A 26,037-nucleotide genomic window follows, 5' to 3' on the forward strand; every position below is an offset into this window, starting at 1 on the left:
CCGCCCGAATCGCTGCAAGTTTTTTGGAAGACGTATATATTGCGCTGTTATGACTGGAAAAGACCAACCTGAAAAAAAGGTCCCACGGGCGGTGCCGTTGCCGCGCACCTGGGACGCGCGAGCTGCGCGCTGGCTCGTGACGCCGCTCGTCCCCACCCGCGTCACCCCGAACCATCTCACCACGCTGCGCCTCGTGATCGGCCTTGCCGGCGCCTTCTATCTGGCGCGCGGGGACTTTCTGCACGCCAATCTTGGCGCATTTCTGATTGTTTTGTCGAATTTTGTTGATCATACCGATGGCGAGCTAGCGCGAATCAGCGGTAAAACCAGCCGGATCGGCCATTTCTACGATCTCGCGGCCGACGCCCTCGTCACGGTCCTGTTGTTTCTCGGCATGGGCTGGGGCCTCGGGGTCGAAGCGGCGGCGGCAGGGGCGGGCGCCGGGTGGCGCGTGCCGCCGGCCGTGCTGGGCGGCATCGCCGGCATCGCCGTGGCCGTGATTTTCTTCCTGCGCATGCGCATCGAGGAGATGGCCGGCAAGGCGGGCACGCAGCAGGCGTTCGTCGGCGGCTTCGAGACCGAGGATGTTCTCTATCTGTTGCCGCTCGTCACGCTCACGGGTGTGACCGCGCCGTTCGTGCTGGCGGCTTCCATCGGTGCGCCGCTGTTTGCGGTTTGGGTCGTGCTCGACTACTGGCGCGTTTCGCGCCGCAACCGGCCCGCAAAAGAGACAAGTGAGTTCGGGATCAGTCGATGAGTGAGCAGGCAGAACAGGATCTGGCCGTCGCGGCATCCGCGCGCGACGCGGGGGACGGCCGGGGGGCGTCGGTGTCGGGCTCGTCGGACAATGCGGATGGTGCGATCGCTCGCGCCTTGCGTCCGTTGAGCAACGCCCGGTTGCGCGACGACTACGTGCAGCAGGGCTCCTTCCTCTATCTCTCCGAGTTTCTGCCTGCGGACGCCACGCAGCGGCTCATCGACGCGGCCAACGCGCTGATTCCCGAAGTCAACCGCAATTACCTGCCGGGCCACAAGGCCGGCGGCAGCGTGAGCCGCCACACGATCGACCGCCTCGCGCCGTACATCGCCGAGCTCTACCGTTCGCCGAAGCTGATCGCGTGGCTCGAAAAGATCACGGGCGACCGCCTGCAGCTTTCGCCCGAAGACGATCCGCACGCTTACGCGCTGTACTACTACATGCGCGCGGGCGACCATATCGGCTGGCATTACGACACCTCGTATTACGACGGCCGCCGCTACACCATGCTGCTCGGCGTGATCGACGATTCGTCCTGCCGCCTCGACTACGAACTGCACACGCGCGACGAGAGCAAACCCGATCAGCCCGGCTCGGTGCAATACCCGCCGGGCTCGCTCGTGCTGTTCGACGGCGACAAGCTGCGCCACCGCGTCACGCCGAGCGCCGAAGGCGAGTTCCGCGTCTCGCTCACGTTCGAATACGTGACGAACCCGAACATGCGCCCGTGGCGGCGCTTCATTTCGAACATGAAGGACGCGATTGCGTACTTCGGTTTCCGCCAGGTGTTCCGCAAGGCCTTCCTGGGCGCGGGCGCCGCCGGCGGCAAAGCGGGAGAATCGGCGTGAATCGTGCCGCCATCCTGCTGCTGTCGATCGGCACGGCACTCTTCATCGCGCTGCTCGCGTGGCAGGGCCTCGGTTCGGTTACGGGCGCGCTGGCGGCCGCTGGGTGGGGGCTCGTGCTGGTGGCCGCGTTCCACGTCGTGCCGCTCGCACTCGATGCCGCGGCGATTGCCGTGCTGTTCCGCAAGGGCGAAAGCGTCGATCAGCGCGACGCGCTGCTCACGCGCTGGAGCGGCGAGTCGGTGAACAGCCTGCTGCCGGCCGGCCAGATCGGCGGTCCGGTGGCGATGGTGCGCCAGCTCAGTCAGCGCGGCATGGCCATGCGCGACGCCGCGGCGGCCATCACGGTCAGCACCACGCTGCAGGCGGTCGCGCAGATCGTCTTCGCCGTGTTCGGCATCGTGCTCTTTTCCGCGTATGCGGCGAATGGCGCGCCCGGCGATCTCGGCGTGGCGGCGCTCATCGCGACCGCCGTGCTGGCGGGTCTCATCGGCCTGTTCTATCTCGCGCAGCGGCGCGGGCTGTTCGGCCGCGTTCTGCGTCTCGCCTCGAAGGTGTTCGGCAAGCGCGACTGGTCGTCGCTCGCCACGCGTGCGGACGCGGTCGATGCCGCCGTCAAGTCGCTCTACAACCAGCGCGGCCGGGTGGTGGCGAGCTTTGCGATCAGCCTCGTCGGCTGGCTCGTCGGCACGGTCGAAGTGTGGCTCGCGTTGCGCTTTCTCGGGCATCCCGTCGGCTGGATCGACGCGCTGCTGCTCGAAAGCATCGGCCAGGCCATTCGCGGTGCGGCCTTCGCGATTCCGGGCTCGCTCGGCGTGCAGGAAGGTGGCTATCTGCTGCTGGCACCGCTCGTCGGGCTGCCGCCCGAAGCCGCGCTCGCGCTCTCGCTCGCCAAGCGCGCGCGCGAAATCCTGCTCGGCCTGCCGGGCCTGCTGTATCTGCACTTCAGCGAGAGAAGCTGGCAACGCCGGCGCGCCGTGAGCGTGCCCGCCGTCGAAATCGCCGACTGATCCCGCTGTTTGACTCCGCAATTAGACTCCGCAGTTTGACTCTCTTCTCCCAAGGAACGTCGCGCATGCGCGCCATCATTCTCGCGGCAGGCCTCGGCCTGCGCCTTCAGCAACGCGCTGGAGAACAGTTTCCGAAATGCCTGCTGCAGTTCGAGGGCGTGACGCTGCTCGAGCGCCATCTGCAACTGCTCGAAAGCGCGGGCATTACCGAAGTCGTGCTCGCGCTGGGCTTTCAGCCCGAACTGGTCGAGGCCGAACTGAAGCGCATCGGCTGGCCGCACGACATCGAGATCGTGCTGAACCCGCGTTTCGATCTGGGCAGCGTGCTGACCGTGCATCGCACGGCCGAGGCGCTCGCGCGCGGCGGCGACGTGCTGCTGATGGATGCCGACGTGCTGTACGACGAACGCGTGTTCGCACCGCTCGTCGCCGGCGAGGCGCCCGCCAACCGTCTCCTGATCGACCGCGATTTCGAGGCCGGCGACGAGCCCGTGAAGCTGTGTCTGCGCGACGGCGTGCCGGTCGAGTTGCGCAAGCAACTGGCGGTGGGCCTGCAGTACGACACCATCGGCGAATCGGTGGGCTTCTTCCGCCTGAACGAGGCCACGGCGCGCCGCTTCGCGCAGATCGTGGAAGGCTACGTGGATACGGGCCGCGCAAACCTGCCGCACGAAGAAGCGCTGCGCGATCTGCTGCTGGAGCGCGGCAGCGAATTCGAAACGGCCGACGTCACGGGCGCGCCCTGGATCGAAATCGATTTCCCCAACGACGTGACGCGCGCGGCCGAAGAAGTGCTGCCGCAATTGCGTCCCGTGGTGAGCCGGATGAAGCAGGCCGCCGTCTGAATTCGGGGTGGGGCGCTCCTCGGGGGCGCCGCTTCATCTGTTGCAAACCCAACCGTTTTTCGCAACACGGTGACATAATGGGGGCTTGTCGCCATCAGCCGCGCTGACTGTCGTTTCTGCCCATGCCCCTTGCTCTCGGTGCCTTCATTGTCCCGCTCATCGTCGCATGCGCGATGTTCATGGAGAATGTGGACGGCACGGTCATCGTCACCTCGCTTCCCGCACTGGCCCGCGATCTCGGCCAGGACCCCATCACACTGAAGCTGGCCGTCACGAGTTACGTGATCGGCCTCGGCGTGTTCATTCCGATCTGCGGCTGGGTGGCCGACCGCTTCGGCTCGCGCAACGTGTTTCGCACGGCCATCGGCATCTTCATGGCGGGCTCGCTGCTGTGCGCCGCGTCCACCTCGCTCGGAATGTTCGTGGCCGCGCGCTTCGTGCAGGGCATAGGCGGCGCGATGATGGTGCCCGTGGGGCGCATCATCATCTTCCGTTCGCTGCCGAAGTCCGATTTCATTCGCGCCGTCAATTACCTCACCGTGCCCGCGCTGCTCGGGCCCGTGGTGGGGCCGCCTCTCGGCGGCTTCATCACGACCTATTTGCACTGGCGCCTGATTTTCTTCGTCAATATTCCTATCGGCGTGCTCGGCATCTGGCTCGCGAACCGGCACATCGCGAACATGCACGAAGACGATCCGGGCCGGCTCGACTGGTTCGGTTTCATCCTCTCGGCGGGCGGTGCGTCGCTCTTCATGCTCGGGCTTTCGCTCGTGGGCAGCGAACTCGTTTCGTCGGGAACGGCGCTCGCGATGTGCGCGATCGGCGCGCTGCTGCTGGCAGCTTACTGGTTCTATGCGCAGCGTGTCGAGCGGCCCGTGCTCGATCTGCGCTTCCTGCGCATTCCCTCGTTCAATGCGAGCGTGGCAGGCGGTTCGCTCTTTCGCATCGGGCTTGGGGCCGTGCCGTTTCTCTTGCCGCTCACGCTGCAGGAGGGGCTCGGCATGACCGCGTTCCTCTCGGGGTCGATCACCTGCGCTTCGGCGTTCGGCTCGATCTTCATGAAGACCATCGTCTCGCGCGTGCTGGGCCGCTTCGGCTTTCGCCGAACGCTGATCGTCAACGCGGTGCTGGCGGGTACCTCGATTGCCGTGTGCGGGCTCTTTTTCCCCGGCATGCCGCACTGGGTCATCTGGCTCGTCGTGCTGTTCGGCGGCCTCTTTCCTTCGTTGCAGTTCACGGGCCTCAACTCGCTCGCGTACGCGGATATTCCCACGCGCGACATCGGCCGCGCGACGAGCGTGGCGAGTGTCATCCAGCAGGTTTCGCTCGGACTCGGCGTGACGATCGCGGGTATCGTGCTGCAGATTTCGCACAAGCTGCAAGGCCATCCCACGATCGTCTGGTCCGACTTCTGGCCCGCGTTCCTCGTGGTGGGGCTGTTCTCGGTGGCGTCGATTCCCGTGACCATGCGCCTGCCGGCCAATGCGGGCGACGAAATCGCGCGCGGGCGCCGCGGCAGGGCCTGAGCGGCGGTGCGCCGCGCGCCGGGTGGTGGATGGCCGGATCGCAATCGTTTTGTCAGCATGTTATAAGGCCAGAGCAGGTCAAGACAGACTGAACGTTGATGAACCGCATCATGGAGGACACTCAATGAAGTTGGTCGACAGAACGAAAAACTCCGCCGCCGCGGTGGCGCTTCTCTCGCTGAGCACGCTTTCGGCAGGTTTTCTCGAAGCGTCTCCCGCCTTTGCCAGGGACGCCCAGCAGCCGGTGCTGACCGCTTCGGCGGTGGCGGTGGCGGACAAGTACGCCGCCGACGCGGCCGAGCAGATCTTCAAGGAAGGCGGCAACGCCGTGGACGCGGCCGTGGCGATCGCGTTCTCGCTGGCCGTCACCTATCCGGAAGCGGGCAATATCGGCGGCGGCGGCTTCATGACGCTGTACGTGAAGGGCAAGCCGTATTTCCTCGACTATCGCGAGCGCGCGCCGCTCGCCGCCACGCGCACGATGTACCAGGACGACAAGGGCAACGTGATCCCGGGCAAGAGCCTGTACGGCTGGGACGCCGTGGGCGTGCCGGGCACCGTGGAGGGCATGTGGGAAGCGCAGCGCCGCTTCGGCAAGCTCAAGTGGAAACAGGTGCTCGCGCCGGCCATCCAGTATGCGCGCGACGGTTTCGTCGTCGACGAACAACTGGCGAAGCGCGGCGAAGAGGCATCGAAGGAATTCGGCGGCAAAACCAATTTCGACCAGTACTTCAGCGAGATGAAGGCGGGCACGACGTTCAGGCAGCCCGACCTCGCGGCTGTCCTCACGCGCATTGCGAACGACGGCGCGAAGGACTTCTACGACGGCAAGACGGCCGACCTGATTGCCGCCGCGATGAAGCAGGGCGGCGCCCTCATCACGAAGCGCGATCTTCAGGAGTACAAGGCAGTGTGGCGCCAGCCCGTGGAGGCGAGCTGGAACGGCTACGAGATCATCACGGCACCGCCCCCGAGCTCGGGCGGCGTGGGCCTCGTGCAACTGCTCAAGATGAAAGCGATGCTCGCGCCGCAGTTCAAGGACGTGCCGCTCAATTCGCCGCAGTACATTCACCTGATCGCCGAAATCGAGAAGCGCGTGTTCGCGGATCGCGCGCAGTATCTCGGCGACCCCGACTTCTACAAGGTCCCGGTCGCGCAGCTGACCGACGACGCCTACCTTGCGAAGCGCGTTGCCGAAGTCGATCCCGACAAGCCCTCGGACACGAAGAGCGTGCAGCCGGGACTCGGCACCTCGATGCCCGAGAAGGCCGAGACCACGCACTTCTCGGTGGTGGACAAGTGGGGTAACGCCGTGTCGAACACGTACACGATCAACGGCTACTTCGGGTCGGGCGAGGTCGTGCCGGGCGCGGGCATCGTACTCAACGACGAGATGGACGACTTCTCTTCGAAGCCGGGCGTGCCGAACATGTTCGGCGTGGTGGGCAGCGACGCGAACGCAATCGCACCGAAGAAGCGCCCGCTTTCCTCGATGACGCCGACCATCCTCACGAAGGACGGCAAGGTGGCGCTGGTGATCGGCACGCCGGGCGGTTCGCGCATCTTCACGTCGATCTTCCAGGTCATCAACAACATCTATGACTTCAAGATGCCGTTGAAGGACGCGGTGGCCGCGATGCGCTTCCACCATCAACTGCTGCCGCCCAACACGATCTTCTGGGAACCGTACCAGCCGATCAACGGCGATCTCGCGAAGCAGGTCGAAGCGAAGGGCTACGTGCTGAAGGGGCAGGACTTCAGCGGCGATATCCAGGCGATACGCATTGACGGCGATACGCCCGAAGCCGTCGCCGATCCGCGTGGCCGTGGTGTGACGCGCGTGATTCAGTGAGGTAAGGCGCTCTGGTGTGGCCAGTTCGGCACGGCCAGTCCGGCACGGCCAGTGTGGCGCGGCTATCGAGACCGGTAGCCGCGCCTTTTCGTTCGTGGGCTCGTAGGTGGGGGGACGCAACGCAGGGGCAGTTCGTCAACCGCGCGTCGCTCGACATGTCCGACGACAACCCGAGCGAGTACGCGCGTTCTTTCCAGTTCGAGCGAATTGCGCGGGTAACCGGGCGTTAGCGCGCCGGTTTTTCGTATCGGCAACCGGCGTGCGCTCAGCTTCCCGTGGGCGCGGGAAGCGACTCGCTGGCTGCTGCGATCAGACCGAGCGTGACTTCCGCGTTTCCGATCCGCTCGATGGCGAGCAGCGCGAAGCGCGCGAGAAAGAGCGGGGCCTGGGTTTCGCCCAGGTCGGTCATGGTGGTGCACAGCCGTGTGTAGACGGTGTCGAGTTCGCTGTCGGTCATGGTCGTGGTCTCTCTGTTGACGGCAATGGGTCAGGTCCGCAGCGCGTGATCGAGTGCGGCGAGGGCGTGTGCCGCGAGGGTGTCGGCTTCGCCTTGCCAGCGGCCGAGCACGTGGCCGTCCGGTCGCACCAGATACAGTGCGTTCGTTTCGACGCCGTACAAGGGGAACAGGCGCCCCGTGTGATCCCAGCCGCTCGCGCGGGCGGTGTCGGCCGGCGCGCGGGCGGCCAGCGGCACGACAGCGAACGGGATGTTGCGCGCCGCGAGCGCGCTCTCCAGTTCGATCAACGCGGCCGGCACCGAACCATCGGCGCTGAACCAGAAGGCCGTGAAGCGCGGTTCGACCAGATCGGTGAGATGCCCCTCGCGTAATGCGCCCGCGCCGGCGATCGTGAGCGGACACTCGGGCAGCACGGTGCCCGGTGCCGGACCCATCGCGAAAGCCGTGGAAGTTGCGGCATTCAGCGGCGACGCACGGTACGCGATGGCCGAAGTCTGGCGCGGGTTGATGAGCGATCGCACGAACGGATGCTGGCGCGCGAGGCTCAAGACCGCCGTGCGCATCAGATCGAACGCGAATGAAGGGGGCGCCATGAATTCGGTGCTCTTCGTGCCGTAGCTCAGGTTCTCGTGAGCCGCATACACGCGCTCGTCCGAATAGCTGTCGAGCAGCGTGTCCGTCGCGCGGCCCTGCACGACGAAGGCGAGTTTCCAGGCGAGATTGTCGGCGTCGTCGATGCCGGAATTCGCGCCGCGCACGCCGAAGATCGGCACCAGATGCGCCGCGTCGCCCGCGAACAGCACGCGGCCATGACGATAGCGTTCCAGCGTGAGCGCGTTGGCCTTGTAGATCGTGATCCAGATGGGCGACCACGGCGCGGTTTCGCCCATCATGTCGAGCAGGCTCTGCACGCGCGGCATCACGTTTTCGGGTTTGATCGCCGCTTCGGCGTCTTCGCCGTCGCGCAGTTGATAGTCGATGCGCCAGACGTTGTCGGGCTGCTTGTGCACGAGCACGGTCGAGCCCGGATTCGAGGCCGGATCGAAGTAGGCGAGGCGTTCGGTCGGGCGCGCGCTGTCGAGCAGGATATCGACGATCACGTAACGGCCTTCGTAACTCGTGCCCTGCAGTTTCAGGCCCAGCGCCTCGCGGATCGTGCTGCGGCCGCCGTCCGCGGCCACCAGCCAGTCGGTTTCCATCGTGTAGCTGCCTTCGGGCGTCGAGAGCGTGAGCGTTGCGCCCTCCGCATCGGTTTGCACGGCGGTGACGGTCGTGCGCCAGCGAATGTCGATCAGGTCGGCATGGGCCTCGGCCGTATCCAGCAGAAACTGCTCGATGTGGTACTGGGCGAGATTGACCATCGGCGGCAGCTTCTGGTTTTCGTCCTGGGGCATGCGGAAATGCAGGACCTCGTCGTGGCGGTAGTAGCTGCGTCCGCCGGTCCACGGCAGGCCTTTGGCGAGGAACCCGTCCAGCGCGCCGAGCCGTTCGATGATTTCGAGGCTGCGGCGCGAGATGCAGATTGCGCGGCTGCCGTAGCAGACCGATTCGTCGGCCTCGATCAGGACCGAGCGCACGCCGTGGCGCGCGAGCCCCAGTGCGAGGGCCAGGCCGACGGGGCCGCCGCCGACGATCGCGACCGGGTGGCGCCGCGTCTCGCGGCCGGCCTCGAGTTCGGGTATCCGGGCGGCATAGTGTTTCGCTTCGAACGGATAGGGCTGGAAGGCTGCGCTCATCGTGAGGTCCTGTCGCAGACGGCGCGCACGCCGTCATGGGGAGAGAGGGCGAGAAGGGGCACGGGGAAGGTGTCTCCAATCGGAAATTCTGTTGTCGAAGCGAGTATGGAGCGCAGCATGACGCGCGCTGTCCTCAATTTGGGTACAGCGCGGTCGTATCGGAAACCCGTGCGGGAGAGGGGGCGGCGCTCAGGCCTTGCCGGCCGCGAGGCAGAGCGCGAACAGCTGGCGCTGGCTGGAGATGCCGAGCCGTTGGTAGGCGCGCTTCTGGTAGGTCACGACGCTCGTGGGCTTGATGCCCATCTGCTCCGCGATCTCCACCGCGCTATGGCCTTCGAGCACGCCGCGCAGCACGTCGAGTTCGCGCTTGGAAAGCGTGGGGCACTGGCTGCGAAGACGCGCGAGCATCATCTGCGGAATGCCCATCTGGCTTTGGCCGTGCAGCGCGTAGTGATGCCGGGCGGCTTCGCCGATCAGCGGCGCGAGCGATTCGACCAGTTCGATCTCGCCGGGCCGGAAATTGCCCGCGTCGCGTTCGCGATAGAGATTCACGCAGAGCCAGATATCGGCGGCCGGCTGCAACAGGAGCGACAGGCGGTCCGACACGTTGGGCGTGGCGTAGCAGGTTTCGCGGTAGCCCTCGTGCGCGATGTCGGCGCTCGTTTGCCAGTGCAGCACGAGCGAGGAGCCGGGCGTGCCCGCTGCCGTGCCGGCTACGACCTGCTGGTTGCCGTCGAGCGCGTAGAAGAGGCGGGCGTAAGTGTCGGCGACGTCGCGCAGGAAGCGCCCGCCGCGATGATCCGCGACCGAAACCGTGCGCGGCCGGTTGCCGAACTCGTAGGCGAAGACCGTGCACTGCGAAACCGATGTCGCAGGGCCGAGCAGGTTCAGCACTTCGGCGGCGAGCGCATTCGCGTCGTCGCGGCCGATAGCCGAGACGAGGCTCGTGACGCGCGACAGGTCGAATTGCCCTGTCTGCTTCGGCCGGTCGAGACGCCAGTAACGCATGTTTCGTAACGGAAAGCCGTGGAAAAGAAAGCACTTTCACGAGATTAGCACCGAACGCCGATTGTACCTCCGGCTGATCGCACGGAAGGAAAGGGGGCGATCGTGGCAATCCAGTCCGCTACTGACATGCGTGCCACCCGGTGGATGCCCATTGCAGCAGGCGTCGCCGCCGAACCCTCGCTCGCCACGCGAAAAATCGATTGTCCGCGCTAACAGTCTTTAACGATTGGATTAATCAGTCATCCTGTTTATTTATTCAGATCGCATCTTATCTGACGCCGCCCCCCTGTCCGCGCCGGCGCCGTCTTGCAGAGCGCGTCGAACCAGGGGTAATCCATTAGCTATCCTAAAATTAAGTTGTCTATACAATTTGATCTCCGCCGCATCTGCAGGCTACGACTCGTCGCCGCAGATGAGGCACCCGTTCCGGGCACGGCTGGACCGTCGCGACGCGGTTCGTACCGCCGGATACAGCCATTCAGTGGAGACAAGATGAAAGCATTGCAACGCCATTTATGCGCGCGCCACATCCGCTTCCTCGCGCTCGGTTCCGCGATCGGCACCGGGCTTTTCTACGGCTCGGCGGCCGCGATCCAGCTTGCCGGACCCAGCGTGATCCTGGCCTACCTGCTCGCGGGCGCGGTGGTCTATATGGTGATGCGCGCGCTGGGCGAAATGGCCGTGCATCAGCCTGTATCCGGCTCGTTCGGGCAGTACGCCACCGACAATCTCGGACCGCTCGCCGGATTCATGACCGGCTGGACCTATACGTTCGAGATGGTGATCGTCGCGATCGCGGACATTACCGCGTTCGGCATCTACATGGGCTTCTGGTTTCCGGGCGTGCCGCAATGGATCTGGGTGCTCGGCATCGTCCTGGTCATTTGCGGCATCAACCTGTGCAACGTGAAGGTGTTCGGCGAGATGGAGTTCTGGCTGTCGATCATCAAGGTCGCCGCGATCGTCGCGATGATCGCCGGCGGCTGCGCGCTCCTGCTGGTCGGCGGCCGCACGGGCATCGACGCGTCGGCCGGCCTGCATAACCTGTGGTCGCACGGCGGCTTCTTCCCGAACGGCGGCGGGGGCCTCGTGGAATCGCTGGCGGTCGTGATCTTCGCGTACGGCGGCATCGAGGTCATCGGCATGAGCGCGGGCGAGGCGAAAGACCCCGAGAAGGTGATCCCGAAGGCGATCCGCACGGTGCCGTGGCGCATTCTCCTGTTCTATGTGCTGACGATGGTGGTGCTGATGGCCCTTTTCCCGTGGAACCGGATCGGCAATCAGGGCAGCCCGTTCGTGCAGATCTTCTCGGGGCTCGGCATTTCTTCGGCCGCCGGTATCCTGAACCTGATCGTCATCAGCGCGGCCGTCTCGGCCATCAACAGCGACATCTTCGGCGCCGGCCGCATGATGTACGGGATGGCGCAGCAAGGGCAGGCGCCGGCGGTGTTCGGCAAGACGTCGAAGCACGGCGTGCCCTGGGTCACGGTGCTCGCGATGGCGGGTGCGCTGCTCGTCGGCGTCGTGTTGAACGTGGTGATGCCGGAGCGCGTGTTTCTCGTGATCGCCGCCATTGCCACCTTCGCGACGGTCTGGGTGTGGCTGATGATCCTGCTGTCGCAAGTGGCGCTGCGTCGCCGCTTGTCGCCCGAGGAGGCGCAGAAGCTGCGTTTTCCCGTGCCGCTGTGGCCGCTCGGCCCTCTCCTTGCGATCGCGTTCATGGTCTGCGTGATCGGGGTACTGGGCTACTTCGAGAACACCCGCGTCGCGCTCTACGTCGGCGTCGCCTGGCTCGTACTGCTCGCGCTTGCGTACAGCATGTACATCCGGCCTGGCCGGGCTGCCGCGTCGGGCTCGCCGGAGTTCTAGCGCGCCGCGCCCCGCGCGGGAGGGCTGCTACACTTGCCGCTAATAGCGCGCGCCGCCAGGCGCGCGCTCAACCGGCTCTCCTCGCGCGTCATGCTCCGCTTCGAACACCTCTGCAAACGCTACGGCGATCACACGGTCTTTCAGGATTTGCACTATCAGACGGACGCCGGATGCGTCGCGCTCAACGACGAGATGGGCAGCGGGAAGTCGACGCTGCTCGCCGTGCTTGCCGGCGAGTCCGCACCGGACGCGGGCGACGTCTGGATCGGCGGTCATTCGCTGCGTATCGATCCCGAGCGGGCGAAGCAGCGGCTCGCGTACGTGCCGGAAGACTGCATCACGTATCCGACGCAGACGGGTCAGGCGTATCTCGAACGCGTCGCCGCTGCGCGGCACGCGCCCCTCGACGGCCTGGCAGGCGATCTGATCGAACGCTTCGGGCTGGCCGCGCATCGGGACAAGCGCTTCGAGCAGATGTCGTTCGGGACGCGCAAGAAGTTTTTCCTGACCGCGGCGGCAATCGGCAAGCCGGCGGTGGTCATCGTCGATGAGCCGACTGCCGGGCTCGAAGCCGCAGCGCGCCCCGCGCTGATCGATTTGTTCCGCGCGCTGGGCCGACAACAAACGGTCTTCTTTTGCAGCTACGACACGGCATTTTCCGATGCGTGCGCCGCGAAGGCGATTCGCTTCGCGGATCTGCGGAAGGCGGGCTGAATCGGCTTGAATGCCCGATGGCACGAGCCTGCGCGCGATGCAACAGGCGCGAATTGCGCCGTCTGTCCCGGCCGGTCGAGACACCCGTAACGCATGTTTCGCAACGGAAAACCGCGGAAAATAAAGCACTTCCACGAGATTGGCACTGAACCTCGATTGTCTCGACGACGGATCGCGCGGCCGGAAAGGGCACGATCGGGGCCTCTCGTTGCGAATGCGCAAAAGACCCTTCCGGTGCCCGGGCGAGCAGAAGTTCACATGTTTGCGGTAATCTCATCATTCGGCCCGCGCGAGCGAGCCGTTTTTATTGTTCTCACCCGCCAGGCTTTGTGCAGGAACCCCCGCAATGTGGACTCTTCCGACCGCCATTCCGCCCGACTTCGGCGCCGGGGTGGTCTTTCTCAGCGTGCTCGTGACGCAGCTCGGCGTGCCGGTGCCGGCTGCACCGGTGCTTGTCCTCGCGGGGACGATGGCGGCGGGCGGCGAGGCGTCCTACGTGCATCTGCTGGCGGCGGCGGTGGTCGCCACGCTGCTGGCCGATTCGCTCTGGTTCACGGCGGGCAGGCTGCGCGGACGGCGTCTGCTGAATGGTCTCGTGCGGTTCTCGCTCTCGCTCGACACGACCATCCGCGTGGCGCGCAACGTGTTCGAGCGCTATGGTGCACCCATTCTCTCGGTGGCGAAGTTCGTGCCGGGGCTGGGGCTGATTTCCGCGCCGCTCCTCGGCACGACCACGGTCGATGTGCGCATCTTTCTGTTCTGGGACGCGCTGGGCGCGGTGTTGTGGGCGGCCACCTGGCTGCTGGGCGGCGCGGCGCTCAATACCGAAATCGCGCGCTTCGTGATGTTCGTGCGCGCCAACGGCGGCACGATTTTCGACGTGCTTGCCGTGGCGTTCGCCCTCTTTCTCGCCTGGCGCTGGCTGCGCCGCTGGCAATTCCGCCGCTGGCTGGCCACGCATCGCATCTCGCCCGATCAGCTCGACGAGATGATGAAGTCGTCGGCGCCGCCGATCGTGCTGGATGCGCGTCCGCAAAGCGTGCGCGAGAAGGAGTCGTACCGCATTCCGGGTGCGCGGCCCCTCAATCTGGAGTCGACCGAGGCGCTCGCGCCCGAACTGCTCGAGCGGCCCATCGTGGTGTATTGCGTGTGTCCGAACGAGGCCACGGCCAAGCGCATCGTCGGCCAGTTGCGCCACAAGAACATCTATCACGCCCACGCGCTCAAGGGCGGCCTCGACGCCTGGGAGCGCCACGGCTATCCGGTCGAGCCGCTTTCCTCGGAGTTTCATGGCGCGCACGCGCGCGACAGCGAACCGCCGGAGCCGGGCGCGCAAGAAGAATTCACCGTGCGCGCGAGTCTCTCGAAGTAACGGAATAGCGCGCCTACGAATGGCGGCGCCGCGCACGCGACGCCGGTTCCAGCCCTTTCAGGCGCGCTGGCGCCGCGAGCCGCCGCCCACGTTTTGCCCCGCGTCGCGCGCCAGTTGCGCGTAGCCCCAGATCGAAGCGAGCGTCAGCAGGCCGGCCAGCAGAAAGGCGATGCGGAAGTCGTCGAGCGTGAACGTATGGCCGGTCGTCTCGCCGTTGAAGGTGGCGGCCGCGCGCAGCGCCACCGCGCCGAACGCAATTCCCAGGCCGTTCGTCATCTGCGCCGCCGCGCTCCAGAGCGTGCTGGCGGCGCTCATCTGCGGCTGCGCGACGTCGGCATAGGCGAGCGTCGCGAGCGTGGAGAACTGCATCGAACGCGTGACGCCATAGACGAACACGACGATCAGCACCACCGCCAGCGGGATTTCGGGTGTCAGCAGCCCGCATGCGATCGTGGCGATGCCGGCGATCGCGACATCGACGATCGCAACCTGCCTGAAGCCCCAGCGTTCGAGTATGCGGGTGGTGAGCGCCTTCATGCCGAGGTTGCCGAGTGCGCTCGCGAGCAGCAGCAGGCCGGACTTGAACGCCGAAAGGCCGAAGCCGATCTGGAACAGCAGCGGCATCAGATACGGCGCGGCGCCAATGCCGATGCGCGTGAACGAGCCGGTGACCACCGTGACCGAAAACGTCGGAATTTTCAAAGTGGAAACGTCGATCAGCGGATGCGGATGACGTTTCGCATGGGCAACGGCAATGAAGCCGAGCACGAGGCCCGCTGCAACAATGCCGCCTGCTATCCAGGGATTCTTGCCGGGTTGGCTCGCAAGCTCGGCCCCGTAGAGGATGGCGGTGAGCGTCGCGCCGCTCAGCACGAGGCCCACGAAGTCGAGCGGCCGGCGCGATTCGCCGCGCAGGTTCGGCACGAGGGCGACGATTGCGACGAGCACGGCAATGCCGAACGGCACGTTCAGCAGGAAGATCCAGCGCCACGACGCATAGGTGGTAATGAAGCCGCCGACCGGCGGCCCGACCACGGGCGCGGCAATGGCGGGCCAGGTGATGGTGGAGATGGCCTGCATGAGCCGGCTCTTGTCGGTGTTGCGCACGACGATCATGCGCCCGACCGGGACCATCATCGCGCCGCCCATGCCCTGCAGCACGCGCGCGGCAACGAACTCGTCCACGTTCTGCGACAGCCCGCACAGCACCGAAGCCACGGTGAACGTCACCACGGCGCCGAAGAACACGGTGCGCGAACCGCAGCGATCGGCCACCCAGCCGCTGGCCGGGATGAAGATGGCGAGCGCGAGCATATAGGCCGTGACGCCGAGGCTCAGGCTGTTCGGGCCGATGCCGAACGAGCGGGCCATTTGCGGCAGCGCCGTCGCGATCACGGTGGTGTCGAGGTACTCCATGAAGAAGGTTGCTGCCACAACGTACGGCAGCCAGCCGACCGACGGGCCGCGCGTGGAGGTGCCGTTCATGCTGCCTCCGGGCGCGTGGCCGGGGTCATGACAGGGAAGTGGGCCGGCGGGGGGCAACAGGGCGCAAAGAGGTGGGGCATGGTCGGTCTGCTGGCATGGTGCGGGCCGGTGGCCGTTCGCATCGGAAACGCCGGGGCGACGTGCGGGTTCCCATCGGAAACACGGGTCGTACGCGCCTGCGCACACGAACGTATACGAACGCGCGCACGAGGCATATCGCTTGCGGCCCATCGGCGAAAGGCGACAGTGTACAGCGCCGCCGCCAGAGGCTCGTTCCGGGCAGGCAGAACCCGAGGCGCGTACACTCGACTGCTGTTTCTCAACCACTTGTTTCGTGGAGGCTACGCAATGGAATACCGCTTTCTGGGCGCATCGGGCTTCAAGGTGCCGGTGCTGAGCTTCGGTACCGGCACGTTCGGCGGCAAGGGAGAATTCTTCGAAGCCTGGGGCGCGACCGATGTCGCCGAAGCGCGCCGCCTCATCGACATCTGCCTCGATGCCGGTGTTTCGATGTTCGACAGCGCCGATATTTACTCGAGCGGCGCGTCGGAGTCGGTGCTGGGCGAGGCGCTCAAGGGGCGCCGCGACAAGGCCATCATCTCCACCAAGGCGACCTTTCGTTTCGATGACGGGCCGAACAACGTAGGTTCGTCGCGGGTGCATCTGCGGCGCGCGGTGGACGCGGCGCTCAAGCGCCTGCAGACCGACTATATCGATCTCTTCCAGCTACATGGCTTCGACGCGAAAACGCCGGCTGAGGAAGTCCTCTCCACGCTCGACGATCTGGTGCGCGCCGGCAAGATTCTCTACACGGGCGTTTCGAATTTTTCGGGCTGGCATCTCATGAAGTCGCTCGACGTGGCCGACCGCTACGGCTATCCGCGTTACGTCGCAAACCAGACCTACTACTCGCTGATCGGCCGCGACTACGAATGGGAGCTCATGCCGCTGGGCCTCGATCAGGGCGTGGGTGCCGTGGTGTGGAGCCCGCTCGGCTGGGGGCGCCTGACCGGCAAGATCCGGCGCGGCCAGCCGCTGCCCGGGAAGAGCCGCCTGCACAAGACCGCGGACATGGGACCGCCGGTGCAGGACGAGTACCTTTTTCGCGTGATCGATGCGATCGAGGAGGTCGCGCAGGAAACCGGCAAGACCATTCCCCAGATCGCGCTGAACTGGCTGCTGCAGCGGCCCACGGTTTCCACCGTGCTGATCGGTGCGCGCGACGAAGCGCAACTGCGCCAGAATCTTGGCGCCGTGGGCTGGAATCTCACACCGGAGCAGGTCGCGAAGCTGGACGCCGCGAGCGCGGTGCGGCCCGCGTATCCGTACTGGCATCAGGAGGGTTTTGCCGAGCGCAATCCGTCGCCGGTCTGAGGCGGTTCGGGGCGATCTCTCCGGCGATTGCGACCTGAAAGGCGCGTGGCATGCCACGCGCCTTTTGCATGGGCCGGCGCTCTTGCTGCGCGTGGCTTACTGCGGGGTGTCGGCGCCGCGCAGGATCTGCGCCGCGCCCAGATGAATGGCGAGGGCGAAGAAGTCGCGTTCCGCCAGATTGGCGGCCTTGGCGATGGCGAGCGCGCGGTGATGGTCGTTGGGGTGGAGCTGCAGCTTCACTTCGACTTTGGCGGGCGGTTTCGGCAGGTATTCCATGGACGGTATTCCTCGGTTTTCGGGTTCGCTGCCCTTGTGGGGCGAAGAGCCCATTGCCGAGCGTCGGCGCGCAAGCAATGCGCGGGCAGGCGGACGCGCTTCATGTGCGGAGCGGACCGGCCAGTGACGTGGAGTGGGCCTGATTTGCCCGCCTGCGCCGGTGCAATGGCGTGGGCGAGCCTGGCGTGCCGCGAACGGGTGTTACGCGGCGCGACGCGGTATTGCCTGTTTATTGCTTGTTTATTGCCAGGGTGATGCCGGGTGGTGCGCGGTGGTGCTGGATAGTGCCGATAAAGCAGAAAGCGGACGGCTGGGCAGACTGGTTTTTCTGCTGCGGCAAAGGGGCCGCATGTAGTACGGGGCGCAGTATAGCCGCGTTAAACCCTAGGGTAAACACCTATTCTGAAAATAATTGTTGCAATAAGGGGATAGATCGGCGGGAACGCCCGCCGGCCGGAGGGAAGGGGCTGATACGTCACCGGCGGCGTCGCATTGCGACGCCGCCGGTTCCTATGCGTAATGGATCGGACGGGCGCCCGGCAAGGGCCGCGCAGCCCCGGCAGCGTCAGCCCGCCGCCTGCTTGCTCAGCCGGGCGCGCGCTTCGGCGAGGGTGAGGAACTGGCCGTTTGCCTCGTCGAGCACCGAGACCTTGCCTTGGCCGATGTCGTACACCCAGCCCTGCAGGGCAAGCTGCCCCTGGGCGACACGGGCCGCGACAGCCGGGTGCGTGCGCAGGTGCGTCAACTGCAGCCGCACGTTTTCCTCCACCAGCGCCTGCACGATCTGGTTTTCGTCCAGGCCGCGCGTTTGCACGACGCTGCGCGCGGCTTCCGCGTTGCGCAGCCAGGCATGGACCGTGGGCATGTTGGCCGTGGCGGCGCCGCCGGCGGCGAGGCCCTTCATCGCGCCGCAGTCGGTATGGCCGCACACCACGATCTGGCGCACATTGAGCGCCAGCACCGCAAATTCGACCACGGCCGACACGCCGCCGAGCATCTCGCCGTAAGCCGGCACGATGTTGCCGATGTTGCGGCAGACGAAGAGCTCGCCGGGGCGCGTCTGCGTGACCATGTCGGGCGAGACCCGCGAATCGGCGCAGGTGATGAACAGCGTGTGCGGCGCCTGGCTATGGGCGAGGCTGTGGAACAGTTCTTTGTTGCCCGGGAACACGCGATGAGTGAACTCGTCCACGCCGTTGAGCAGGTGAAGCAGGTCGCAGCCGCACGAGTCGGAATGATCGTCGTGTTCGTGCGAGTGAGGTTGTTCTGGCATGGATGTTTCTCTCTTTGTCATGAATCGGCACATACGAATGGCAACAGCGTTAGTTTACGCTGCCATGACGGCGTGCGGATCGGAAACGTGCCGTTCCCGCCGCGGCGCCATCGCATTCGCGGTCGCATTCTCTCATGCCATAAACGCATTGCCCTATACGCGTTCGCGCTACTTCCCAGCCGGGAGTTTCCGATAGGAGACGGTGCGGCCGCCGCGGGCGGTTTCGGGCGGCTTCGGGCAACCGACCTGCCGGTCGGTCAAACTTGCCGATCCGGGGCTGGCGGGCGCCCCGGGCCGGGCTTACCACGCCAGGCGCCAGGCGGTGAACGGCTGGCCGCTTCGGACCTCGTCGCTCTCGCGCGGCGGGGCGGGCGGAGCGCCGTCGCTCCCGGCGGTTTCGCCGGTGAAGTCGGCGAGGATCGCATCGCGCAAGGCCACGAAGCGCGGATCGCTGCGTTCGCGCGGCCGCGGCAAGGCGACTTCCACAATGCGGCGGATTCGCCCCGGACGCGGCGCCATCGTGACCACGCGTTCGCCCAGATAGACCGCCTCGTCCACGTCGTGCGTCACGAGGATCATGGTGATGCGCTCGCGTTCCCAGATGCGCTGGAGCTCGTTTTGCAGGCGGCCGCGGGTCAGCGCGTCGAGCGCGCCGAACGGTTCGTCGAGCAGCAGCACGCGCGGACGGTTCACGAGACCGCGCGCGATCGCCACGCGCTGTGCCATGCCGCCCGAAAGCTGGTGCGGATACGCGTTTTCGAAGCCTTCCAGGCCCACGAGCGCGATGTGTTCCGCCACGGCCTCCTGTTTCTGCCGCTGCGACAGCGGGGCGTTGCGCAAAGCCGCGAAGATGTTCTGCGCCGCGGTCAGCCACGGAAAAAGCCGGTGATCCTGAAACACAATGCCGCGATCGAGCGAGGTGTCGCGCACGCGTTCGCCGCCCGCCATGATCGCGCCGCTGTATCCCGCATCGAGGCCCGCAATCAGGCGCAGCAGCGTGGACTTGCCGCAGCCGCTCGCGCCCAGCACGCTTACGAACTCGCCGGGGCGCACCCGCAGGGTCACGTCGTCGAGTACGACGAGGGCGTCGTCGCCGGTGCCGTAGCGTTTGCTGACGTGGAGAATGTCGATGCCTTCGGGTTGCGGCGCGGTCATGGCGTCTTCCTCGTTGCGCATTTGTCAAGGATTGCGAATGAATCAGCCGGCGATGCCGGTGCGTTTCTGGAGCACAGCGCGCTCCACGCGGCGGGCAGCGGCGTTGAGCGCCCAGCCCGTCGCGCCGACCACGACGACGCTGAACAGGACGAGGTCCATGCGGAACTGCTCGCTGCCGTCGATCAGCGTATTGCCGATGCCGCTGCCCGCCACCAGCAGATATTCGGCGCCGAGCGTCGCGAGCCACGAATAGATCAGCGCGAGATAGATGCCGGTGAAGATCGACGGCAGCGCGGCGGGCAGGATCACGTAGCGGATCAGCTGGAATTGCGAATAACGCAGCGCACGCGCGACCTCCACGTAGCGGGGCGGCACGGCGTGGATGCCGTCGCAGGTATGCGCGGCCACGGGCAGCAGGGCGGCGAGCGAGAGGAACACGATTTTGGCGGCGTCGCCGAGACCGAACCAGACGGAAATGAGCGGGATCCACGCGAAGAGCGAGATCTGCTTGAAGGTGTCGAAGCTCGGGCCGACGAGCCGCGCGGCAATGCGCGAGAAGCCGAGCGCGCCGCCGAGCAGCAGCCCGGCGAGCGAGCCGATCACGAACCCGCTCGCTTCGCGCGCGAGCGAAGCGGAAAGCGCGCGCAACAAGGCACCGGTCCTGATCTGGTCCCATGCGGTGTGCAGGACGTCGGCGGGGCTCACCAGCAGGCCGCTCTTCACGAGGTGCAGCGCGCTCACGGCCCACCAGAGCGCGAGCGCGACGAGCGGCAGCACGGCCCCGCGCAGGTCGGGGCGGTGCACTCGCTTGCGCGCGGGCGTGTCGCAGGCGCAGGCCGGGGCGCGGGTGGCGCGTCGAAACGGGTTGTGGGGCATGAGTTTTCCTCGGGCAGCAGAGCGGCGATTCAGAAGCGCGTCATTCGCGGAACGCAGACGGCATGCCCCGGCGCAGCCGCTTTTCGAGCGCGTCGAGCAGACGGTTGATGGCGAGGCCGATGGCGCCCACCACGACCACCGAGGCCATCACGAGATCGAGCTGGAAGAGCTGGCGTCCGTACACGATCAGATAGCCGAGCCCTTCCGACGAAGCGACGAGCTCCACCACGACGAGCGCGAGCCACGCCTTGGTGAACGCGAGCCGCACGCCGGTGGCCAGCGTGGGCACGGCGGCGGGCAGCACGACGTGCACGATGCGCTGCCAGCGCGTATAGCGGAACACGCGCGCGGCTTCGTCGAGTGCAGCGGGCGTCTGCCGGAAGCCCTGCAGCGTCGAAAGCGTCACGGGCACCAGTGCGGCGTGCCCGATCAGCAGGTATTTGAGCGGCTCGCCCACGCCCACGAGGAGGAGCAGGAACGGCAGCCAGCCCAGCACCGGAATCTGCACGATCGCATTGAAGCTGGGCAGCACCCAGGCCTCGAGCGTGCGCGAGAGCCCGAGCGCCGCGCCGATGACGAAGCCGAGCAGCGTGCCGCCGGCGAAGCCCAGCACGACGCGTTGCAGGCTGATGAGCGTGTTGCGCGCGAGGTCGCCGCTCGTCGCGAGATCGACGAAGGTTTCGTAGACGCGTTGCGGCGGCGGCAGGATTTGCGGCGCGATCCAGCCGCGTTCGCAGCCGACGCTCCACAGCACATAGAGGAGCGCGGGCAGCAGCCAGGGAGCGAGGTGCCACGCAACGGCACGCAGCCATCCGGGAAGCGGCGCGCGTGCGTGCGCTTCGGTTGCCGCCGGCGCGGCCGCGCGATCGGGCGCGAGAGGAAGAGCGGTATCGGGCATGGGCGGCTCCGTGACGCGCTTAGCCGAGCGGCTTGCCGTTGGCGTCGTAGCGCGTCCAGTAGTGTTCCAGCCCCTGGGCGCGCAGCGCGTTGTCGAGATAGCGCGGCTCGAACCACGAATCGACGTCGACGCTCTGGCGGATCAGCTTCAGGCGCAGCGCGTCGTCCGCCACGGCCTTGTAGCGCGCAACGATGAACGGATCGATGAGCGGCGAATTGCGCTGCTTGAGACTTTGCGGCGGGTACTCCGCCTGCCACGAGGCGTAGCTCACGCCGCTCCTGGCCCAGAGCTTGAAGAGCGCGTCGCGGTTCGCCTCGTCGGACGACCAGCGCGCCTCTTTCACGAACACGTTTACCACGCGCTGCACGATGTCCGGATGCGCCTTGTCGAAGTCGTCCACGACAAGCAGATGCGCCTGACGCGTGAACTGCGCCCCATCGTTCTGCGATTCGTAGACGATGCGCGCGAGGCCCTGATCGCGCAGGCGGTAGAGGTGGTAGTCGTTGATCGAGGCGTCGATGCCCTTCGAAGCGAGCGCGGCAAGCGAACTCGCGACGTCGAGATTGATCACGCGAAGGTCGCGCTCGTCGAGCTGATTCGCGGCCAGCGCATTGTCGGCCACGAGCTGCAGGTTGGTGCCGCGGAAGATCGAGACGCGCTTGCCCTTGAGGTCCTTGATCGTATGGATGTCCGAGTCGGGCGGCACGCCGACCTTCACGCCCGAGCGCACACCCGACTCCAGCAGGATGTGCGTTTTCAGGCCGTTCGCGCGGGCGAGCACGGCGGGCAGGTCGCCTTGGTAGGCGAAGTCGAGCGACTTGTCGGCAATCGCTTCGTTGACCGCGGGGCCGGCGCCCTTGAAGAAGACCCATTCCACCTTGATGCCGTCCGGCGCGAATTCCTTTTCGAGCGACTGCCGGATCTGGACCGTCGCCGCAGGGGAGCCGCCGAAGGCCGGCGGATCGCCCGAGCCTTGCTGCGCGACACCGATGCGGATCACGGTGGGCTTGTCGGCGTAAGCGTTGAGGGCCGCGAATGCGAGTCCTGCGGCAAGCGCGGTGGCGAGAAGGTTCTGCAGAAGACGGTGTAGGCGCATGAACGTGGTCGTGAGCGTGCGAAGTCAGTACGTTAGTACAACAAACGAATAGACTCTGATGGTGGCTGAGGCCAGGCGCGGTATTGCGCGGCTTGCCTGCCTCGAACACATGCAGGCAGGCGCCGTGCCGTGCGCCTCAGCCAGGACGAGCCCTCATGGTAGTGGCGGCAGGGGCGGCGCCGAAGCGAGAAATCGTGCTAACGATCTGAACGGCAGAGGGAAACGGCGCTATCGCGGCGAGTGCGTCGCGATAGCGCGTGCGGGACGGGAGCCAAACGGGGAACCGGGTGGGGGATCAGGACTAGGCTGCGTGCGCCGCAGGGCCCGTGCGGCGTGCGGGCATGAAGTACCAGATGCCGCCGGCGATCTGCAGCACGACGAGAGCGGCCCAGACGGTCTGATGCGCGATGGCGGGATAGTGCCCGTCGACGGCGGTCCAGTGGCCGAGTACCGCGCCCACGGCAATCTGCGTGAGGAAAATGCCGACGAAGATGACGAGCGTGAAAGTGGTATTGACGCGGCCGATCAGGCGCGGCGGGAAGTACTCGGCGAGCACGGCGTAGGTGAGGATGCCGGTGCCGCCGAGCGCGCCGTAGGCGGCCCACAGCACGGGCGCGGGCAGCGGCACGCGCGCGGCCAGCAGGGCTTGCACAAGCACGAAGAGCACCATCGTCACGCCGGAGAAAAGCTGCACGCTCACGCCGCGGCGCTCGAACGCGCGGGCGAGCGCCCCGAAGCCGATGTTGCCGGCAATGAACGCGGCGCCGAGCACGGAGACGAGCGAGGCGGCGCGCGCGGCCACGTCCGCGGTGCCGGCGGGCACGACGTCGCGCAGGAACGCGCCTACCCACAGCGACTGCATGGCGTAGAACACGGTCTGGGTGAGGGCGGAGAAGGTCGCCGTCTTCCAGAACGCGTGGCTGCGCAGAATATGGGCGGTGCCCTTGAACTGCTCGAGCACGCTGGCCTGGTGGTGCGTATCGCGCGTGCGCGGGCCGCCCACCCAGATGATCGCGGCCACCGCCGCGGTGAGCGCGGCGAGGCCGAGACTCACGCCGCGCCATGGCGCGACGGAAAGCAGCCACGTCAGCGGCGCGCCCACGGCCACGCCGCCAAGCCCGCCCACGGCCATCACGAGGCCGTTGACGAGCGTGAGCTGCGCCACGGGAAAGTGCTGCGCCGTGGCCTTGAATGCGCCGCCAAGGCAGACCGAAACGCCAATGCCGATCAGGAGCCGTCCGACCATCATCATGCCGATGCTATGCGAGAGCCCGAAGATCAGTGCGCCGGCAGCGGCGATCAGCATGACGCAGGCCGTGACGCGGCGCGGCCCGAAGTGGTCGAGCAGGACGCCGCCGGGGATCTGGGCGCCCGCGAAACCGAGGAAGTACAGGCTCGTGAGCGTGCCGAGGTCCGTGGCGCTCATGCCCATTTCGTGCGACAAAAACGGCGCAAAGCCGAGATTGACCCCGCGAAAGAGATAGGAAACGAAGTAGCCGAGCGCAAAAACGGCGAATACGCGCAATCTGAGTGAAGTCATGATGCCGGGAGGCGCGAAAGCGGGTTGAATGCCTGGGTGTCGATTATTGGCGAAAAGCCGGGCCGGCCGCCAGCGAGAGATTTCAGACGGGATTGTGAGTAGAATTTGACGTCATGTCCCGACCGCTACCTCCTCTCCAGGCCCTGCGCGCGCTAGAAGCCGCGGCGCGGCGGCGCAGCTTCAGCCGTGCCGCGGAAGAATTGCATTTGACGCACAGCGCCGTGAGCCATCATTTGCGCGGGCTCGAAAACGAGCTGGGCGTCGAGCTTTTCCGCCGCGCGGGCAGCCGCATGATTCCCACCGCCGCGGGCGCGCAGCTGGCCGAGCGCGTGCGCCGCAGCCTCGACGAACTGCGCAGCGCGCTCGACGCGACGCGTCCCGGCGTGAGCGGCGTCACCCGGCTGGAGCTGAGCGTGATGTCCGATTTCGCCTCGGTATGGCTGATTCCGCGCCTCGGCGACTTCTACGACCGGCATCCCGACGTGGATCTCTCGTTGCGCATGCACGCAGATGTCACGCCGCCCGACCCGTATCCGTTCGACATCGGCATCTGGCATCGTCGCGTGGACGAGCCGGGCTTCCAGTTCCGCAAGCTGCTCGACGACCAGGTCGTGGCCGTGTGCAGTCCCGCCTTGCTTGCCCGCTATCCCGGCTTTCGCGTGGAAGACCTCGTGAAAATGCCGCTGCTGCGCTTTACGCGCCGCTCCTGGCGCGACTTCTTCGAAGCAGCCGGGGTGGCTGGCGACGAGCCCGAGCGCGGCCCGGTATTCGACGATGCCGGGCTCCTGCTGCAAGCCACGGTGGCCGGCCAGGGCGCGGCCACCGCGCGCCTTCAGCTTGCGCGCGGCTTCATCGAACGCGGCGAACTCGTGCAGTTGAGCCAGGTGCGCATTCCCGCTTCGCTCGACTACTACTTCAGCTGGCGCGAAGGGCACCCGCGCGAGGCGGCCATTCAGCAGTTCTATCGGTGGATCAAGGCCCAGCTCGCGAATTGAGCGCGAGGCAGGGCCATTGGGGTAATGCCGCATCGGGGTAATACTGCGTGGGGAGCTGTCAACGCGGAATGAATGCCGGACGTTGATGGTCAATAAAGGGATTGCATGACGCATGCGTACCCGAATGCGGCGCAAAAAGCTGTATTGAACCGATTGCGTTATTCGTCTCGCATGCACCATGACGGAACATGGCAATGGCCGTATTCGATGGATTGAGGTTTGCGTGAATGGATTGCAAATGTGGATTTGTGTTAACGGCAAATCGTTTTTCCCCCATTGAAACAGCGCCTTGTATCCGGACAGCGACAGTGCCATTACACGTTCATGACAAGGCGGCGCGGAAAACGGCACAATGCCCCTTGCCTGCACCAGCCCGGGCGCTTGCGGCGCCGGCGGCCGATGTTGCAGGAATCAGGCGCAGGCAGCACGATTGGCATCATCGTTCGAATATTTGGAGTATCGTTACTCTTCCGCAATGCAGTGAAGGCATCCCGAAAACGTTCGGGCCAGCCTCGGCTCCGCAGATGGCGTTGATGCCGTACCAGCCCGGCAATGGGCGCATACCGGCTTTGACGCAGATTTTTTTTGGCAGTGGTGGGTAGTTCACGGGTCCATTTCGTATTGCGTGGGCCGTCAATTCAAGAAAACTGTGACAACAGGAGAAACTGCATGAAGGCAATTCAGGCATTCAAACTGGCTGCCGGCACGATGCTGGTCGCCGCTTCGCTTCAGGTCTATGCGCAGGACGCATCGGCACCGGCCGCTGCCACGGCAGCGAGCGGCCCGACGACTGCCGCCAAGCAGCAGTACAACGAGTCGAAGGCGCAATACAAGTCGGCGAAGGCCGCTAACCGTGCGCTCGCCCGCAAGGTGCGCGCGGCGCTCGCGAAGGACAAGGACGTCAGCGTGGCGAACATCACCGTGCGCGCGAAGGACGGCGCCGTGACCCTGCAAGGCACCGTGCCGGAGCAGCCGCAAGTCGATCGCGCTACGGAAGTTGCCAAGGGCGTTGCCGGCGTGACCTCCGTGAAGAACGCGCTGACGATCCGTCCGGTCGGGACCTGATCGCCAGATCGC

Annotated in this window: 23 protein-coding genes; 12 read left to right on the forward strand and 11 right to left on the reverse strand. The window is 66.1% G+C overall.

All coding sequences use genetic code 11. From position 1 onward, the window contains the following. Nucleotides 1-49 precede the first annotated feature (49 nt). From BFE01S_RS02850 to ggt, 6 genes are all read left to right on the forward strand, one after another. Nucleotides 50-757, forward strand: coding sequence for a CDP-alcohol phosphatidyltransferase family protein (locus tag BFE01S_RS02850; protein ID WP_042337015.1), 708 nt, complete (start codon nucleotides 50-52; stop codon nucleotides 755-757). Further along, the gene (locus BFE01S_RS02855) at nucleotides 754-1,605 is read left to right on the forward strand and encodes a HalD/BesD family halogenase (RefSeq protein WP_028224300.1); all 852 of its coding nucleotides are present in this window, start codon (nucleotides 754-756) and stop codon (nucleotides 1,603-1,605) included. Before BFE01S_RS02850 ends, BFE01S_RS02855 begins: the two co-directional genes overlap by 4 nt. Beyond that, nucleotides 1,602-2,612, forward strand: a complete 1,011-nt coding sequence (locus BFE01S_RS02860) for a flippase-like domain-containing protein (RefSeq protein ID WP_028224301.1) — start codon at nucleotides 1,602-1,604, stop codon at nucleotides 2,610-2,612. The genes BFE01S_RS02855 and BFE01S_RS02860 overlap by 4 nt, the downstream gene beginning before the upstream one ends. 65 nt (nucleotides 2,613-2,677) lie before the next feature. Continuing rightward, nucleotides 2,678-3,457 (forward strand): phosphocholine cytidylyltransferase family protein, encoded by a 780-nt coding sequence (locus tag BFE01S_RS02865; RefSeq protein WP_028224302.1) that lies wholly within the window; start codon nucleotides 2,678-2,680, stop codon nucleotides 3,455-3,457. A gap of 122 nt (nucleotides 3,458-3,579) precedes the next feature. After that, a complete protein-coding gene (locus BFE01S_RS02870; protein ID WP_028224303.1) occupies nucleotides 3,580-4,983 on the forward strand; it encodes an MFS transporter in 1,404 nt (467 codons plus the stop codon). Nucleotides 4,984-5,107: 124 nt separating this feature from the next. Further along, the gene (gene ggt / locus BFE01S_RS02875; RefSeq protein WP_028224304.1) at nucleotides 5,108-6,835 is read left to right on the forward strand and encodes a gamma-glutamyltransferase; all 1,728 of its coding nucleotides are present in this window, start codon (nucleotides 5,108-5,110) and stop codon (nucleotides 6,833-6,835) included. 265 nt (nucleotides 6,836-7,100) lie between these two features. Here the strand turns inward: ggt and BFE01S_RS02880 are convergent, their stop codons facing one another. The 3 genes from BFE01S_RS02880 to BFE01S_RS02890 all read right to left on the reverse strand — a co-directional run bounded on the left by BFE01S_RS02880 (nucleotide 7,101) and on the right by BFE01S_RS02890 (nucleotide 10,037). Then, the gene (locus BFE01S_RS02880) at nucleotides 7,101-7,292 is read right to left on the reverse strand and encodes a DUF2783 domain-containing protein (RefSeq protein WP_028224305.1); all 192 of its coding nucleotides are present in this window, start codon (nucleotides 7,290-7,292) and stop codon (nucleotides 7,101-7,103) included. Nucleotides 7,293-7,322: 30 nt separating this feature from the next. Then, nucleotides 7,323-9,029 carry an FAD-dependent oxidoreductase gene (locus BFE01S_RS02885; protein WP_028224306.1) on the reverse strand — a complete coding sequence of 569 codons (1,707 nt, stop codon included), beginning with the start codon at nucleotides 9,027-9,029 and terminating at the stop codon, nucleotides 7,323-7,325. A 189-nt stretch (nucleotides 9,030-9,218) separates the two neighbouring features. Beyond that, nucleotides 9,219-10,037 (reverse strand): helix-turn-helix transcriptional regulator, encoded by an 819-nt coding sequence (locus tag BFE01S_RS02890; protein WP_028224307.1) that lies wholly within the window; start codon nucleotides 10,035-10,037, stop codon nucleotides 9,219-9,221. Nucleotides 10,038-10,529: 492 nt separating this feature from the next. Here BFE01S_RS02890 and BFE01S_RS02895 point away from each other — a divergent pair, with 492 nt between their 5' ends. From BFE01S_RS02895 to BFE01S_RS02905, 3 genes are all read left to right on the forward strand, one after another. Then, the gene (locus tag BFE01S_RS02895) at nucleotides 10,530-11,906 is read left to right on the forward strand and encodes an amino acid permease (protein WP_028224308.1); all 1,377 of its coding nucleotides are present in this window, start codon (nucleotides 10,530-10,532) and stop codon (nucleotides 11,904-11,906) included. Between the two features lie 90 nt (nucleotides 11,907-11,996). Next, on the forward strand, nucleotides 11,997-12,620 hold the full coding sequence (locus BFE01S_RS02900; RefSeq protein ID WP_028224309.1) for an ABC transporter ATP-binding protein: 624 nt from the start codon (nucleotides 11,997-11,999) through the stop codon (nucleotides 12,618-12,620). A 346-nt stretch (nucleotides 12,621-12,966) separates the two neighbouring features. Beyond that, on the forward strand, nucleotides 12,967-13,992 hold the full coding sequence (locus tag BFE01S_RS02905) for a VTT domain-containing protein (protein WP_028224310.1): 1,026 nt from the start codon (nucleotides 12,967-12,969) through the stop codon (nucleotides 13,990-13,992). 57 nt (nucleotides 13,993-14,049) lie between these two features. On the opposite strand, the gene BFE01S_RS02910 is transcribed toward BFE01S_RS02905, so the two are convergent. Beyond that, nucleotides 14,050-15,477: a DHA2 family efflux MFS transporter permease subunit gene (locus BFE01S_RS02910; protein ID WP_028224311.1), complete on the reverse strand. Its 1,428-nt coding sequence runs from the start codon at nucleotides 15,475-15,477 to the stop codon at nucleotides 14,050-14,052. Between the two features lie 348 nt (nucleotides 15,478-15,825). On the opposite strand from BFE01S_RS02910, the gene BFE01S_RS02915 reads away from it, so the two are divergent. Continuing rightward, complete coding sequence (locus BFE01S_RS02915) at nucleotides 15,826-16,851, forward strand: aldo/keto reductase (RefSeq protein ID WP_028224312.1); 1,026 nt, start codon at nucleotides 15,826-15,828, stop codon at nucleotides 16,849-16,851. A gap of 96 nt (nucleotides 16,852-16,947) precedes the next feature. Here the strand turns inward: BFE01S_RS02915 and BFE01S_RS02920 are convergent, their stop codons facing one another. The 7 genes from BFE01S_RS02920 to BFE01S_RS02950 all read right to left on the reverse strand — a co-directional run bounded on the left by BFE01S_RS02920 (nucleotide 16,948) and on the right by BFE01S_RS02950 (nucleotide 23,965). Beyond that, the gene (locus tag BFE01S_RS02920; RefSeq protein WP_028224313.1) at nucleotides 16,948-17,127 is read right to left on the reverse strand and encodes a hypothetical protein; all 180 of its coding nucleotides are present in this window, start codon (nucleotides 17,125-17,127) and stop codon (nucleotides 16,948-16,950) included. Between the two features lie 565 nt (nucleotides 17,128-17,692). Further along, nucleotides 17,693-18,400 carry a carbonic anhydrase gene (locus BFE01S_RS02925; RefSeq protein ID WP_042337017.1) on the reverse strand — a complete coding sequence of 236 codons (708 nt, stop codon included), beginning with the start codon at nucleotides 18,398-18,400 and terminating at the stop codon, nucleotides 17,693-17,695. A 300-nt stretch (nucleotides 18,401-18,700) separates the two neighbouring features. Continuing rightward, nucleotides 18,701-19,555, reverse strand: a complete 855-nt coding sequence (locus BFE01S_RS02930) for an ABC transporter ATP-binding protein (protein WP_028224315.1) — start codon at nucleotides 19,553-19,555, stop codon at nucleotides 18,701-18,703. Between the two features lie 42 nt (nucleotides 19,556-19,597). After that, nucleotides 19,598-20,431 carry an ABC transporter permease gene (locus BFE01S_RS02935; RefSeq protein WP_028224316.1) on the reverse strand — a complete coding sequence of 278 codons (834 nt, stop codon included), beginning with the start codon at nucleotides 20,429-20,431 and terminating at the stop codon, nucleotides 19,598-19,600. A 40-nt stretch (nucleotides 20,432-20,471) separates the two neighbouring features. Beyond that, nucleotides 20,472-21,329: an ABC transporter permease gene (locus BFE01S_RS02940; RefSeq protein ID WP_028224317.1), complete on the reverse strand. Its 858-nt coding sequence runs from the start codon at nucleotides 21,327-21,329 to the stop codon at nucleotides 20,472-20,474. 19 nt (nucleotides 21,330-21,348) lie between these two features. Continuing rightward, nucleotides 21,349-22,425, reverse strand: a complete 1,077-nt coding sequence (locus BFE01S_RS02945) for an ABC transporter substrate-binding protein (protein WP_028224318.1) — start codon at nucleotides 22,423-22,425, stop codon at nucleotides 21,349-21,351. Between the two features lie 301 nt (nucleotides 22,426-22,726). Next, nucleotides 22,727-23,965 (reverse strand): MFS transporter, encoded by a 1,239-nt coding sequence (locus BFE01S_RS02950; protein ID WP_028224319.1) that lies wholly within the window; start codon nucleotides 23,963-23,965, stop codon nucleotides 22,727-22,729. Between the two features lie 113 nt (nucleotides 23,966-24,078). Between BFE01S_RS02950 and BFE01S_RS02955 the strand changes: the two genes are divergently transcribed. Both BFE01S_RS02955 and BFE01S_RS02960 read left to right on the forward strand, forming a co-directional pair. Continuing rightward, nucleotides 24,079-24,960 carry a LysR substrate-binding domain-containing protein gene (locus BFE01S_RS02955; RefSeq protein ID WP_028224320.1) on the forward strand — a complete coding sequence of 294 codons (882 nt, stop codon included), beginning with the start codon at nucleotides 24,079-24,081 and terminating at the stop codon, nucleotides 24,958-24,960. 669 nt (nucleotides 24,961-25,629) lie between these two features. Continuing rightward, nucleotides 25,630-26,025 carry a BON domain-containing protein gene (locus BFE01S_RS02960; RefSeq protein WP_028224321.1) on the forward strand — a complete coding sequence of 132 codons (396 nt, stop codon included), beginning with the start codon at nucleotides 25,630-25,632 and terminating at the stop codon, nucleotides 26,023-26,025. Nucleotides 26,026-26,037 lie beyond the last annotated feature (12 nt).

This window comes from Paraburkholderia ferrariae NBRC 106233 (assembly GCF_000685035.1).
Lineage (GTDB): Bacteria > Pseudomonadota > Gammaproteobacteria > Burkholderiales > Burkholderiaceae > Paraburkholderia > Paraburkholderia ferrariae.